This is a genomic window from Methylobacterium nodulans ORS 2060, assembly GCF_000022085.1.
GTDB lineage: Bacteria > Pseudomonadota > Alphaproteobacteria > Rhizobiales > Beijerinckiaceae > Methylobacterium > Methylobacterium nodulans.
Genome location: NC_011894.1, coordinates 1609099 through 1622299 on the forward strand (window position 1 = coordinate 1609099; position 13201 = coordinate 1622299).

General features: G+C 70.1%; 10 protein-coding genes. 2 read left to right on the forward strand and 8 right to left on the reverse strand.

The genetic code is table 11. The features are described from left to right. Positions 1–131: 131 nt before the first annotated feature. A complete protein-coding gene (gene gltA / locus MNOD_RS07340; RefSeq protein ID WP_015928212.1) occupies positions 132–1424 on the forward strand; it encodes a citrate synthase in 1293 nt (430 codons plus the stop codon). Between the two features lie 150 nt (positions 1425–1574). After that, positions 1575–2735: an IS481 family transposase gene (locus MNOD_RS07345; RefSeq protein WP_043750061.1), complete on the forward strand. Its 1161-nt coding sequence runs from the start codon at positions 1575–1577 to the stop codon at positions 2733–2735. A 146-nt stretch (positions 2736–2881) separates the two neighbouring features. Here MNOD_RS07345 and lpxB read toward each other — a convergent pair whose 3' ends face one another. The 8 genes from lpxB to dxr form a co-directional block, all read right to left on the reverse strand. Next, positions 2882–4081, reverse strand: a complete 1200-nt coding sequence (gene lpxB, locus MNOD_RS07350; RefSeq protein ID WP_015928213.1) for a lipid-A-disaccharide synthase — start codon at positions 4079–4081, stop codon at positions 2882–2884. After that, positions 4078–4923 carry an LpxI family protein gene (locus tag MNOD_RS07355; protein WP_015928214.1) on the reverse strand — a complete coding sequence of 282 codons (846 nt, stop codon included), beginning with the start codon at positions 4921–4923 and terminating at the stop codon, positions 4078–4080. The genes lpxB and MNOD_RS07355 overlap by 4 nt, the downstream gene beginning before the upstream one ends. A gap of 9 nt (positions 4924–4932) precedes the next feature. Next, positions 4933–5757: an acyl-ACP--UDP-N-acetylglucosamine O-acyltransferase gene (gene lpxA, locus MNOD_RS07360; protein WP_015928215.1), complete on the reverse strand. Its 825-nt coding sequence runs from the start codon at positions 5755–5757 to the stop codon at positions 4933–4935. Between the two features lie 2 nt (positions 5758–5759). Then, a complete protein-coding gene (gene fabZ / locus MNOD_RS07365) occupies positions 5760–6224 on the reverse strand; it encodes a 3-hydroxyacyl-ACP dehydratase FabZ (RefSeq protein ID WP_244424678.1) in 465 nt (154 codons plus the stop codon). A 132-nt stretch (positions 6225–6356) separates the two neighbouring features. Next, positions 6357–7415: a UDP-3-O-(3-hydroxymyristoyl)glucosamine N-acyltransferase gene (lpxD, locus tag MNOD_RS07370; protein ID WP_015928217.1), complete on the reverse strand. Its 1059-nt coding sequence runs from the start codon at positions 7413–7415 to the stop codon at positions 6357–6359. A gap of 141 nt (positions 7416–7556) precedes the next feature. Continuing rightward, complete coding sequence (gene bamA / locus MNOD_RS07375) at positions 7557–10091, reverse strand: outer membrane protein assembly factor BamA (protein ID WP_043748258.1); 2535 nt, start codon at positions 10089–10091, stop codon at positions 7557–7559. A 352-nt stretch (positions 10092–10443) separates the two neighbouring features. Then, positions 10444–11604 carry an RIP metalloprotease RseP gene (gene rseP / locus MNOD_RS07380; RefSeq protein ID WP_015928219.1) on the reverse strand — a complete coding sequence of 387 codons (1161 nt, stop codon included), beginning with the start codon at positions 11602–11604 and terminating at the stop codon, positions 10444–10446. Positions 11605–11770: 166 nt separating this feature from the next. Beyond that, positions 11771–12934 carry a 1-deoxy-D-xylulose-5-phosphate reductoisomerase gene (dxr, locus tag MNOD_RS07385; RefSeq protein ID WP_015928220.1) on the reverse strand — a complete coding sequence of 388 codons (1164 nt, stop codon included), beginning with the start codon at positions 12932–12934 and terminating at the stop codon, positions 11771–11773. Positions 12935–13201: the final 267 nt, after the last annotated feature.

Below are 13201 nucleotides of genomic sequence, written 5' to 3' on the forward strand. Positions count from 1 at the left end.
ATCCGCTAACCCGGTCGGCGAGTGAGCACCTGCAGCAAATTCCCGCCGCAGCGCCCCGCGCCCGTGAACCGCGCCGGGCTCCCGGCCCATGCCTCGACGCTCATTCCGTTGATGAAAGGGTCCAAAACCCCATGAGCTTCCCCCACAGCACCCTCACGGTGAACGGCCGCCAGGTGGACCTGCCGCAGAAAGACGGCACGATCGGACCGAGCGTCGTCGACATCGGCAAGCTCTATGCGCAGACCGGGATGTTCACCTACGACCCCGGCTTCACCTCGACCGCCGCCTGCGAATCGAAGATCACCTATATCGACGGCGACGAGGGCATCCTCCTCTACCGCGGCTACCCGATCGAGCAGCTCGCCGAGCACGGCGACTTCCTGGAGACCTGCTATCTCCTGCTGTTCGGCGAATTGCCGACCGCGGCCCAGAAGGCCGATTTCGACTACCGGGTCACGCGCCACACCATGGTGCACGACCAGATGAACCGGTTCTTCCAGGGCTTCCGCCGCGACGCCCACCCGATGGCCATCATGGTGGCCTGCGTCGGCGCGCTCTCGGCCTTCTATCACGACTCGACCGACATCTCGGACGAGAAGCAGCGCATGATCGCCTCCATGCGCATGATCGCCAAGATGCCGACCCTGGCGGCCATGGCGTACAAGTACTCCATCGGTCAGCCCTTCGTGTATCCGAAGAACGACCTCGACTACACGTCGAACTTCCTGCGGATGTGTTTCGCGGTGCCGTGCGAGGAGTACCAGGCCAACCCGGTGCTGGCGCGCGCCCTCGACCGCATCTTCATCCTGCACGCCGACCACGAGCAGAACGCCTCGACCTCGACGGTGCGGCTGGCCGGCTCGTCGGGCGCCAACCCCTTCGCCTGCATCGCGGCCGGCATCGCTTGCCTGTGGGGCCCGGCCCATGGCGGCGCCAACGAAGCGGCGCTGAAGATGCTGGAGGAGATCGGCCGGCCCGAGCGCATCCCCGAATACATCGCCAAGGCCAAGGACAAGAACGACCCGTTCCGCCTCATGGGCTTCGGCCACCGGGTCTACAAGCACTACGATCCGCGCGCCCGCATCATGGCCAAGACCACCCATGAGGTGCTGGCCGAACTCGGCATCAAGGACGACCCGCTGCTCGACGTGGCGGTCGAGCTGGAGCAGATCGCCCTCAAGGACGAGTACTTCATCGAGAAGAAGCTCTATCCGAACATCGACTTCTATTCGGGCATCACCCTCAAGGCGATGGGCTTCCCGACCTCGATGTTCACGGTGCTGTTCGCGCTGGCCCGCACGGTCGGCTGGATCGCGCAGTGGGCCGAGATGATCGAGGACCCCTCGCAGAAGATCGGCCGCCCGCGCCAGCTCTATACCGGCGCGCCCAAGCGCGAATACGTGTCGATCTCCCAGCGGGGCTGAGGACACATCGCCTGACGTCGCCCCGCGCCTGACTGAACGGGCGCGGGGAACCCCTCTCCCGTGCGGGTGTATAGACCGGAGACAAGGGTTACAGGTGTTCGGAGACATGGGTGACACAATGGCCAAGAGCAATCGATGCGGGAGCGTGTCGTGCCTTGGCAAGAGGTGTCAGTCATAGACAACCGCGCCGAGTTCGTGGGTCTGGCCCAGCAGGAGGCGGCGAACGTGGCGGCGCTGTGCCGCCGCTTCGGGATCAGCCGCAAGACTGGCTACAAGTGGCTGGGCCGGGCGCGGAGTGGCGCGGGCTTGGACGACCGCTCGCGGCGCCCGCACGCCAGCCCGGCCCGCACGTCCCCCGAGATGGAGGAGGCGGTGCTGGAACTGCGCACGGCTCATCCGAGTTGGGGTGGGCGCAAGCTGCGCCGACGGCTGCAGGATCAGGGCCAGGAGGTGGTCCCGGCCGCCTCGACGATCACCGCCGTGCTGGCGCGCCACGCCCGGCTGGGCCAACCCGATGCCCCCAGCATCCCGTTCACCCGCTTCGAGCACCCCCGGCCCAACGCTCTCTGGCAGATGGACTTCAAGGGCCACTTCGCCCATGCCGGCGGCCGCTGCCACCCTCTCACCGTGCTGGACGACCACAGCCGCTACGCGCTCTGCCTGGCGGCCTGTGCCGACGAGGTCACCGCGACCGTGCAGGGGCAGCTGAGTGCCACGTTCCGGCGCTACGGCCTGCCCGAGCGGATCAACCTGGACAACGGCAGCCCCTGGGGCAACGGACCGGGCCAGCGCTACACGCCTCTCACCGTGTGGCTGCTGCGGCTGGGCATCCACATCAGCCACAGCCGGCCCTACCATCCGCAGACCAACGGCAAGGACGAGCGCTTCCATCGCACCCTCAAGCGCGACGTGCTGCATGGCGCGTTCTACGCCAGCCTGGCGGCCTGCCAGCGGGCGTTCGATCGCTTCCGGCTGATCTACAACAGCGAGCGCCCGCACGAGGCCTTAGGCTTGGCGGTGCCGGCCAGCCGCTACCAGATCAGCCGGCGCGCTTATCCGGCCGAGCTGCCGGCGATCGAGTACGATCCGACCGATCAGGTGCGGCGCGTGCAGCGGGACGGCTGGATCAGCGTGCGCGGCCAGCTCGTGCGAGTGCCCAAGGCGTTCGTCGGCCAGCCGCTGGCCCTGCGGCCCACTCAGACCGATGGTCGGGTCGACCTTGTGTTCATCACCCACAGGGTGGGGCAGATCGACCTGACACAGCCAACACTCAGGGTGCAACCTGTCACCCATGTCTCCGAACACCTGTAACCCTTGTCTCCGGTCCGTACAGCGGGAGAGGGGTATGGGGATCGAAGATCCCACGTGAGGGTGGCGCGGCTTGCGACTGAAGCTGAAACGGTGCCGTTGGAGCAGCACGGTTCAGGCTTCTTGCTGCACCGTCTCCACCCTCACCCCTACCCCTCTCTCACTCGGGAGAGGGGTTTTTCGCTTTTTTGAGCGGCTGCCAGCACGATGCGGGCGGCGCTGCGGCTGGGATCGTCCCCGTCCGGCAGCCGCATGGCGGCGTCGAGCCGCTGCAGCGCCCTGTCCTGCGCGGTGCGCGCCGCGCCCCCGGCGAGGAGCGGCGCCAGGGCCGCGGCGAGGCGCTCCGGCCGGCAGTCGGACTGGATCAGTTCGGGGATCGCGTTCTCGCCCAGGATCAGGTTCGGCAGGACGATGGTCGGCACCTGAATCAGGCGGCGCACGATCACCTCCTCGATCTTCGGCACCTGATAGGCCACGACCATCGGCACGCCCGCGAGCGCCAGTTCGAGCGTCACGGTGCCGGAGGCCGCGAGCGCCGCCCGCGCCCGGCGGAAAGTGGCGAGCTTGTCCGCCTCCCCGTCGACGAGGCGCGGCGGGACCGGCCAGGCGGCGGCGAGCTGCCCGATCAGGCCCCGGTGGCGCGCCACGGCCGGCAGCTCCACGGAGAACCGCGCGCCCTCCGCCCGCAGCCGCCCGAGCGTCGCGCCGAAGATCGGCATCAGCCGCTCGATCTCCGAGCGGCGCGAGCCCGGCAGCACCGCGAGCACCGGCACCTCCGCCTCGCGCGTCCGCGCCTCCTCGGCATCCGGGCGCAGCTCGGCGAGACGCTCGACCAGCGGATGGCCCACATAGGTGCAGGCGGGACCGCCGAGTCGGCGATGCGCCTCCGGCTCGAAGGGCAGGAGTGCAAGCACGTGGTCGATATAGGACCGCATGGTCTTCGCCCGCCAGGGCCGCCACGCCCAGACGCTCGGGCTGACGTAATCCACCACGGCCAGGTCCGGCAGCTGCTTGCGCACCCGGCTCGCCACGGCGTGGGTGAAGCCCGGGCTGTCGATGATCACCAGCACGTCGGGCCGGGCCGCGACGCAGGCCCGCACCGTCTCGCGGATGCGCCGCATCAGCAGGCGCAGGCGCGCCGCCACGGCGAGATAGCCCATGACCGCCACGTCCTCGAGGGGGAACAGGGAGGGCATGCCTGCCGCCGCCATGGCGTCGCCGCCGACGCCCGAGACGGCGACCGGGCCTGAGGCCGTCGCCTTCAGCGCGCGGATCAGCTTGGCGCCAAGCTGGTCGCCGGATTCCTCGCCGGCAACGAGCCAGATCGAGAGCGGCTTCTCCCCGGTCACGCCGACGCCTCCAGGCCGAGCAGGAACAGGCCGAGCCGGTCCGCGAGGGCGGCTGTCTCGGCGCGGTCGAGGATCAGCGTGTCGCCGGCCCCGACCGCGATCCCGCTGCAGCCCGCGGCCGCGGCGGCCCGCACGGTGCGCGGGCCGATCGCCGGCAGGTCGACCCGCAGGTCCTGGCCGCTTTTGGCGAGCTTCACCAGGACGAGCCCCGTGGGCGGGCGCCCGAGGCCGAAGGGGCGCCGGGCGAGGGAGCGGGCGCGGGCCAGCATGCGGTCGGTGCCCTCCGGCCCCTCGATCGCCAGCACGCGCCGATTCGCCACCACGGCGGCCTGCCCGACATCATGGGCCGAGAGGCTGGCGAGGAGCGCCCGCCCGGTCGCGACCGAGGTCTCGGCCGCCGCGTCCGGGCGGCCTGCGCCGAGGGGGCCGGGCTTGGCCATCAGATCGGGGGCGAGTTCGTGCACGCCGAGGATGCGGTGGCCGTGCTCCTCCAGGAGCGCCAGCACGCCGCGCAGCAGGTGGTCGTCGCCGCCCTGGGCGAGCGAGCGCAGCTCGTCGCGGTTGCGCAGCACGGCCAGCGTGTTGAGGAGGGCCGCCGGGCTCGGCCGCGCCACGGCGCCCGCGAGCGTCACCCCGGAGGGCGCCCAGGCATCGAGCCGCGCGAGCGCGCCGCGCACGTCGAGGAGATCGACCGTCGCATGCGCGCGCCGCCGCGTGGCCGGATCCGCGAAGCCGCGGATCGCCAGGATGCGGAAGGGGCGCCCCGCCGCTTCGAGGGCCGCCGCGACGAGGAGCGGGAGCCGCCCCGCCCCGGCCACGATCGCCACGGTGCCGCCGGCCATCGCGCGCGCTCAGGCCGGTCCCGGCGCCTCGCGCGGCATGCAGACCGAGCGCTTGCCGCCCTCGCGGATGAAGGCGAGGATCTCCTGGACGATGGCGTGGGTCTCGAACTCCGCCGCCACGTCCTCGACGCGCTCCATCAGCGTGCCTTCCTGCGCGAAGAGCAGCCGGTAGGCGCGGCGCAGCGCATGGATGTCCTCGCGCGAGAAGCCGCGGCGCTGCAGGCCGATGATGTTGAGCCCCGACAGGTGGGCCCGGTTGCCGAGCGCCATGCCGTACGGGATGAGGTCGTTCTCCAGTCCCGAGAGGCCGCCCACGAAGGCGTGCGGGCCGACCCGCGCGAACTGGATCACGGCCGCGCCGCCCCCCAGGATCGCGTAGTCGCCGACGCTGCAATGGCCCGCCAGCATGACGTTGTTCGAGAACACGACGTTGTCCCCGATCCGGCAATCGTGCCCGACATGGCTGTTGGCCAGGAAGGCGCAGCGGTCGCCGACGACCGTCTTCAGGCCGCCGCCGGCGGTGCCCGGATTCATGGTCACGCCCTCGCGGATCAGGCAATCGGCCCCGATCGTGAGGGTCGAGGGTTCGCCGCGATACTTCAGGTCCTGCGGCGGATGGCCGATCGACGCGAAGGGAAAGATCCGCGTGCCTGCGCCGATGGTCGTGCGGCCCGCCACCACGACGTGGCTCACGAGCTCGATCCCGTCCCCAAGGTGCACCTCCGGCCCGACATGGCAGAACGGGCCGATGCGGACGCCCTCGCCCAGCACCGCGCCGTCCTCGATGACCGCGCTCGGATGGATCCGGGTCTCGGCCGGGGCGGTGGCCTGCATGGTCATTCCGTCACCAGCATGGCGCCGATCTCGGCTTCCGCCACCAGCACCCCGTTCACCTTGGCCTCCCCGCGGAACCACCACATGAAGCGGCGGTTGCTCACCTTCTTCATGTGGTACTCGACGGTGTCGCCGGGGACGACCGGCTTGCGGAACTTCACCTTGTCGATGGTCATCAGGTAGACCCGGCTCGGCTTGGTGTTGTTCTGGAGCTTGTGGGCGCAGCAGATGGCGCCCGCGGTCTGGGCCATGCCCTCGACGAGCAGGACGCCGGGGAAGACGGGCATCGCCGGGAAGTGGCCCGTGAATTGCGGCTCGTTGATGGTGACGTTCTTGATGCCGATGCAGCTGTCGTCGCCGTTGATCGCGGTGATGCGGTCGACCAGCAGGAACGGGTAGCGGTGGGGCAGAAGCTCCATCACCCGCATGATGTCGGCCGTGCCCAGTTCGGTGGGCGTCTCGGTCATCGCGTCAGGCTCCATGCGAGGCCTCGAGGGGCAGAGGGTCTCGTCGGCCGCCGCGGCGACCGGTCGTGATCTCGTCTTTGGCGAGAGAAGAGGGGCCGATGCAAGGGATTTGCGGCAGCACGGCGGCAGCCGCTATTCGGCCGTGTCCTCGGCGAGGCGCTCGCGCGCGGCGATTCGCTTGAGGGTGGTCATCTCGCGGAACCACTCGCGTACGGGCTTGGCCGGCGTGCCGCCCCAGCGGGCGCCCGGGGGCACGTCCTTGTTGATGTTGCTGGAGCCTGCGATCTGCGCGCCCATGCCGATCCGCAGGTGGCCGACGACGCCGACCTGCCCGCCGAGCACGACGTAGTCCTCCAGCGTCGTCGAGCCGGAGATGCCGACCTGCGCGACGATCACGCAGTGGCGCCCGATGACGACGTTGTGGGCGATCTGCACGAGGTTGTCGATCTTGGTGCCCTCGCCGATGATGGTGTCGCGGCTGGCGCCCCGGTCGATCGTCGTGTTGGCGCCGATCTCGACATCGTCCTGGATGATGACGCGGCCAACCTGAGGTACCTTGAGGTGCCCGCCCGCGCCCATGGCGAAGCCGAAGCCGTCCTGGCCGATGCGGGCGCCGCCATGGATGATGACGCGGTTGCCGATCAGCGCGTGCAGCACCGAGGCGCCGGGGCCGACGGCGCAGCCGCGGCCGATCCGGGTGCCGGGGCCGATCACCGCGCCGGCCGCGAGCACGGTCTCGGCGCCGATCTCGGCGCCCGGCCCGATCACCACGCCGGGATCGACCACCACGCCCGGTTCGAGGCGGGCCGCCGGATGCACGAAGGAGCCCGGGGAGACGCCCGTCGCGCCGAACAGGGAGGTCGGGCGCGCGGCGCTCGGAAACAGGCGGGCCAGCACCTTGGCGAAGCCCCGGTAGGGCTGGGGCGTGACGAGTGCGATGGTGCCCTCCGGCACCCGGGCCGCGAAGCGCGGCGAGACGAGGCAGGCCCGCGCGCGGGTGAGGCCCAGCGCCTCTGCGTATTTCGCGTTGTCCATATAGGCGAGGTCGTCCGGGCCCGCGCTCTCGAGCGGGGCGGCGCCACGGATCGCGAGCTCGCGGTCGAGCCCCTCGGGCAGGGCGGCCCCGGCAAGCGCCGCCACCTCCGCCAGGAGAATCGGGCCGACGGAGGAGAAGAAGACCGGGTCGGACATGCGCGCTCGCAGGGAGTGCGGCGGGCGTAAGGCCGCGCCGCCGGTTCGACGGGCGCCCGACCTACCCGCTCGCGGGGGCGGGGACAAACGAAAAAGCCGGCTCCTCGCGGAGCCGGCCGGGATGGTGACGGGAGCGCGCCGTCAGAAGCGCGAGCCGCCCGAGAAGCGGAAGGCCTGGATCTGGTCCTTGCCGACACGGCCGAGGAAGGTGCCGTCCTGCGCAAAGACCTTCTGGCCCTCATCGCGGGTGAGCGCATAGGCGTAGTCGAAGCGGATCGGGCCGAGCGGCGAGTTCCACAGGATCGAGGCACCGATCGAGGAGCGCAGCGTGGGCTTGTCGCGCACGTTCACGCATTCGGGCTCGACGCCGATCGAGAAGGTGTTGAAGTTGCAGCCATTCGGGCCGAACCCGTTGATGATGGCGTCGCCGTTCACGTCGAAGCCCCGCCGGGCCTTGTAGCCGAACAGCGTGCCGGCATCCGCGAAGACGGCACCCTTCAGGCCGATGTCCCGCGGCAGGCCCCAGATCGGGAACTGCACCTCGAGCGTGCCGCCCACATAGGTCGTGCCGCCGAGCGCGTTCGAGCGGGCATCCGTCGTCCCGATGTCGCGCGGGCCGATGCCGTTCGGGGCGAAGCCGCGCACCAGCGACGGGCCGAGGAAGAACTGGTCGGTGATGCGCAGGTTGTTGCCCTCGGTCGGCAGGATGTGGCCGCCCTGGAGCTTCACGAATCCGATGACGTCCTCCCACAGCTCCTTGTAGTAGCGGGCCTCGCCGGTGATGCGGAAGAACTTCGAGTCGCCGCCGAGGCCGGCGAATTCCGGCTTCAGCTCGCCATAGAAGCCGTTGCGGGGCAGCTGCAGGTTGTCGAGGGTCGAGTAGGCGAGGGTGACGCCCGCGAGCGAGGTGAGCGTCGAGCCGACGGACGACTTGAGCGCGATCGACGCCTCGCCGTCAAAGGCGCAGTTCGGATACTGCGCGAGGCCGCTCACGTTCTGCCCGTTGATGACCGTGCCTGCAGGCCAGGTCTGGGTGTATCCCGGGATCGGCACCGAGCAGTCGTTGTAGGGCCGCTTGAGGGTGTTCGGGATCTTCAGGTCGGTGTTGTAGATCGAGTAGCGCAACGTGACGCCGAATTCCTCGGTGACCGGCAGGCCGAGGCGGAGCTGGCCGCCGGTCACGTCGGTGACGTAGCGCGAGTAGCGGGTCAGGTCGCTGTACTTGCTGAAGACGTCGAAGCCGGCGGCCAGGCGATAGCCGAGGAAGTACGGCTCGGTGAACGAGAAGTCGACGCCGCGGGTGTACTGGCCGGCCGAGACGCCGAGACGGACATACTGGCCGCGGCCGAGGAAGTTCGACTCGGAGACCGAGACCTCGCCGATGACGCCGTCCGCCGTCGAGTAGCCGCCCGCCACCGAGAAGGAGCCGGTGGGTTGATCCTCGACGTCGATGTTGACCACGACGCGGTCGGGGGCGGAGCCGGGCTCGTTCGAGAAGCGGACCTTCTTGAAGAAGCCGAGGCCGTTCAGGCGGCGCTCCGCCCGGTCGACGAGCACGCGGTTGTAGGCGTCGCCCTCGGCGAAATCGAGCTCGCGCCGCACCACGTAGTCGCGGGTGCGGGTGTTGCCGCGGACGTTGATGCGCTCGACATAGACGCGCGGGCCGTCCTCGACGATGAAGCCCAGCGAGACGGTGCCCGAGGCGCGGTCGCGCTCGCCGGTCGGGCGCACCTGCGCGAAGGGATGGCCGCGGCGGGCGACCTCGGTGGTGACGCCGGTGAGCGTCTTCTCCACGTCCTCGGCATTGTAGATGTCGCCGACCTCGGTGCGGACCTCGTCGCGCAGGGTCGCGCCGTCGACGCCGCCGAGTCGCGAGTCGATCGCCACCGCGCCGACGCGGTACTGGCGGCCTTCCTCGACCGTGATGGTGATGATCCAGCCGCCCGCGCCCTCGTCGAAGCGCGCATCCGCCGACACCACCCGGAAATCGGCATAGCCGTTCTTCAGGTAGTAGCGGCGCACCAGATCAAGGTCATTGGCGATCCGGTCCGGATCGTAGACATCCGAGGTCTTGATGAAGCTGAGGAGATTCATCTCCGTCGAGGTCATCAGGTCCTTGAGGCGCCCCTCGGAATAGGCCTGGTTGCCGACGAAGTGGATCTCCTTGATGCCGGTCTTGTCGCCCTCGTCGATGGTGTAGATGACGTCGATGCTGCCGTTGGGCAGGTCGACCGTCCGATAGGTCACCTTGGCGAGGCCGCGGCCCGAGCGGCGATAGACCTCGCGGATGCGCTCGACGTCGGCCTGCACGACGGCGGGGTTGAAGCCCGCCCGGGACTTCGCCTCGACGATGCTCTCGAGGGTGCTCTTCTCGACCTTCTTGTTGCCCTCGAAGACGACGCGGTTGATCGTGTTGTTCTCGCGCACCGTGACGATCGTGCGGCCGCCGCTCTGCGACACCCGCACGTCCGAGAACATCCCGCTCGCGATCAGGTTGCGCCGGGCCTCCTCGGGCGACACGCCCGTCACGTAGGACCGCACCGTGTCGGCGTCGACGCGGCTGTTGCCCTGCACGACGACCTGCTGCGCCTGAGCGCCACCCGCAGCCAGTCCGGCGACCATCACGATGGCGCCAGTGGCCGACACGCGCGCGCGCTTCCCCGTCATCGACATCATCAAATGGCCCGTCTCATTATTATCGGTCCGGGTTCGCACCCGCGGGTCTCCGACCCTCGCGAGAGGGCGGGGACCGTCTGGTCCTCGCCCGCTTCTACTGAGAATCCCCCGCGAAGCAAACGCCAAGCTCGCAGCGGGTCCGGATTTTGGGGGGACGTGGCCTTCCTGTCACGGGCTCGGCCCAGGCTTTTCACCAGGCAAGGTGAGCAAGCCCTGAAGGACCGCCGTTGCGCGAAGGCCCAGTTCGGGATTCGCGCAATAGAAGAGAGACGATCCTGACGGTTTTATGTCCGGACCCGTTCGGGAAGGCTGAACCCGATCGCTCGAATTGACTGCGATCGGCGGGCGGGATTCAAGTCCCGCGGGTCCAGGAGGTGCCGATCTGCACAATATCGTTCCAGGTCGCGAACAGCATCAGCATCAGCACGAGGGCGAGCCCGATGCGGAAGCCGATCTCCTGGGCGCGCTCGCTCAAGGGGCGCCCGCGCAGGATCTCGATCGTGTAGAACAGCAGGTGCCCGCCGTCGAGGAGCGGGACCGGGAAGAGGTTGATCAGCCCGATCGAGACCGACAGGACCGCGATGAGGCCGACCACGGCACCGAGGCCCCCGGCCCTGGCCGCCTGCCCGGAGACGCGGGCGATGCCCATCGGCCCGGAGAGCTGGTCGGCCGATTCGCGGCCGGTGATGAGCTTGCCGATATAGTCGAAGGTGCGCTCGACGACGTAGTAGGTCTCGGAGACGCCGATCCGGAGGGAATCGACGGCGCCGTAGCGGACGAGCTTCACGTCCGCGGTGTCGCGGGGCCCCTGGATGCCGAGCCGGCCGAGGCGGTGGGTGCCGAACGGCGTCTTCTCCTGCACCGTGTCGGGCACCGCCTCGATGGACGTGGGCACGCCGCCGCGGTCGACCGTGACGACGAGCCGCTCGCCGCCGGCTCCCGAGACGATGCGCTGCATGTCGGCGAAGTTCGTCACCGGCCTGCCGTTGATCGCCTGCACCACGTCGCCGGCCTGGAAGCCGGCCCGCTCGGCGGCGCTCCCGGCCTGCACGCCGGAGACGCGCGGGGCCACCTCGTAGCGCCCGATCGCGTAGATCGAGCCCGCGAAGACCGCGATGGCGAGGAGGAAGTTGGCGGCCGGCCCGGCCGCCACGATGGCGATGCGCTTCCAGACATTCTGGGTGTGGAAGCTCACGGCACGCTCGGCCGCGCTCATCCGCGCGAGGCTGCCGGCATCGGGCACGCTGGCGCCGTTCTGGTCGCCCACGAACTTGACGTAGCCGCCGAGGGGAATCGCCGAGAGCTTCCAGCGGGTGCCCTTGCGGTCGGTGAAGCCGAGGATCTCGGGGCCGAAGCCGATCGAGAAGCTCGTCACCCCGACGCCGCACCAGCGGCCGACCAGGAAATGGCCGAGTTCGTGGATGAACACCACCACGGTCAGCACGAACAGGAACGACGGCACGATGTAGAGCAAGCTGCCGGTCGTCTCGGTCAGGGTGCTGAGAAAGGTCATGCTTGGCCAGCCCGGCGGCGCCGGTTCCTCTCGGGCGTCCGCGGACCGGCCGGTCCACGGGGCGCCATCGGCGTGTCATACCGCGGGCGGGCGCCCGATGACAGAGTGCGGATGCGAGGCCGTCCCGTCCCGGATTCAGTTCCGGTTAACCGGGATGGGCGCGGCTCTAGGCCGCGAGCGCCCGTGTGCTCCAGCGCCGCACCTCGTCGTCGATGGCCAGCGCCTCGGCCACGTCGGCGGGCGCCGCGGGGAAGCGCGCAGCGAAATCCTCGCAGGCCCGCTCGACCAGGGCGGCGATGTCGTAGAAGCCGATCCGCCCGGCGATGAAGGCGGCGACCGCGATCTCGTTGGCCGCGTTCATCACGGTGGGCTGCGCGCCGCCCGCCGCGAGCGCCGCCCTGGCGATGCGCAGGCACGGGAAGCGCTCCTCGTCCGGGCGCTCGAAGGTGAGGCTGCCGGTCGCCGCGAGGTCGACCGGGCGGCCCCGCGCGATGGACAGCCGATCGCCGATGCCGAGGCAATGGGCGATCGGAACCCGCATGTCCGGCATGGCGAGCCCGGCCGTCACCGCTCCGTCGCGCCAGGTCACGAGGCCGTGGACGATCGATTGCGGGTGCACGACGACGTCGAGCCGCGCGGCGTCGATGGAGAAGAGGTGGTGCGCCTCGACGAGTTCGAGGCCCTTGTTCATCAGGGTGGCGGAATCGATGTTGATCTTCATCCCCATCGACCAGGTCGGGTGCGCGGCGGCCTCCGCGGCGCTCGCCGCCGCGATCCGCTCGCGCGGCGCCGTGCGGAACGGCCCCCCCGAGGCCGTGATGGTCATGCGGGTGATGTCGTCGATGCGGCCCTCGCCGATGGCCTGGGCGAGCGCATTGTGCTCGGAATCCATCGGCAGGATGCGGGCGCCGTAGCGCTTGGCGTCGCGCATGAAGGCGTCGCCCGCGCAGACGAGGCTCTCCTTGTTGGCGAGCGCCACCGTGCGCCCGAGGCGGATGGCTGCGTGGGTGGGCGTGAGACCTGCCGCCCCGCTCACGGCGGCGACGACGAGGTCCGCATCCCGGCTCGCCGCCTCGATCACCGCCTCCGGCCCCGCCCCGCAGGCGATGCCGCTGCCCGCGAGCGCGTCCCGGAGCGCAGGGCCCCCGTCCGGGTCGGAGAGGGCCGCGAAGCCGGCGCCGAGTTCGCGCGCGACGCGCGCCAGCGCCGCCGCATCCTTGCCTCCCGCGACGGCCGCGACCCGGAAGCGGTCGCGGTGCTGGTCGAGGAGATCGGCGGTGGAGCGTCCGATGGAGCCGGTCGCTCCGAGCACGGTGACGGTGCACGTCAAGGTCGAGGATCCTCGTTGTCCGCGCCCAGCCATATCCAAGCTGGGGGGCGAAGGGCAATCCGTCCGGCCGAGATGCCGGGCTCGCGTCCCCGGGCGCCCCTGAGGTTCCGGGTGGCGTAGCGTTGCGGGCCGGAATGGCTCTCCTGACGCAGCTGCCGCGGCGCTGCATCGGCGGCTGTGTCGCTGCTGATCGTCGTGCGAAATGTCTAGATCCGGAAAGTATTTTTCTGGTAAGAATGTATTAGGCAATCTACGGCTCTCTCGGTC

Coding starts and splice junctions, on each gene's coding strand:
- gltA (WP_015928212.1), top strand. CDS start 132: ATGAGCTTCCCCCACAGCACCCTCACGGTGAACGGCCGCCAGGTGGAC.
- MNOD_RS07355 (WP_015928214.1), bottom strand. CDS start 4,923: ATGGCCGGCGGCACCGTGGCGATCGTGGCCGGGGCGGGGCGGCTCCCG.
- lpxA (WP_015928215.1), bottom strand. CDS start 5,757: ATGCAGGCCACCGCCCCGGCCGAGACCCGGATCCATCCGAGCGCGGTC.
- fabZ (WP_244424678.1), bottom strand. CDS start 6,224: ATGACCGAGACGCCCACCGAACTGGGCACGGCCGACATCATGCGGGTG.
- lpxD (WP_015928217.1), bottom strand. CDS start 7,415: ATGTCCGACCCGGTCTTCTTCTCCTCCGTCGGCCCGATTCTCCTGGCG.
- bamA (WP_043748258.1), bottom strand. CDS start 10,091: ATGATGTCGATGACGGGGAAGCGCGCGCGCGTGTCGGCCACTGGCGCC.
- rseP (WP_015928219.1), bottom strand. CDS start 11,604: ATGACCTTTCTCAGCACCCTGACCGAGACGACCGGCAGCTTGCTCTAC.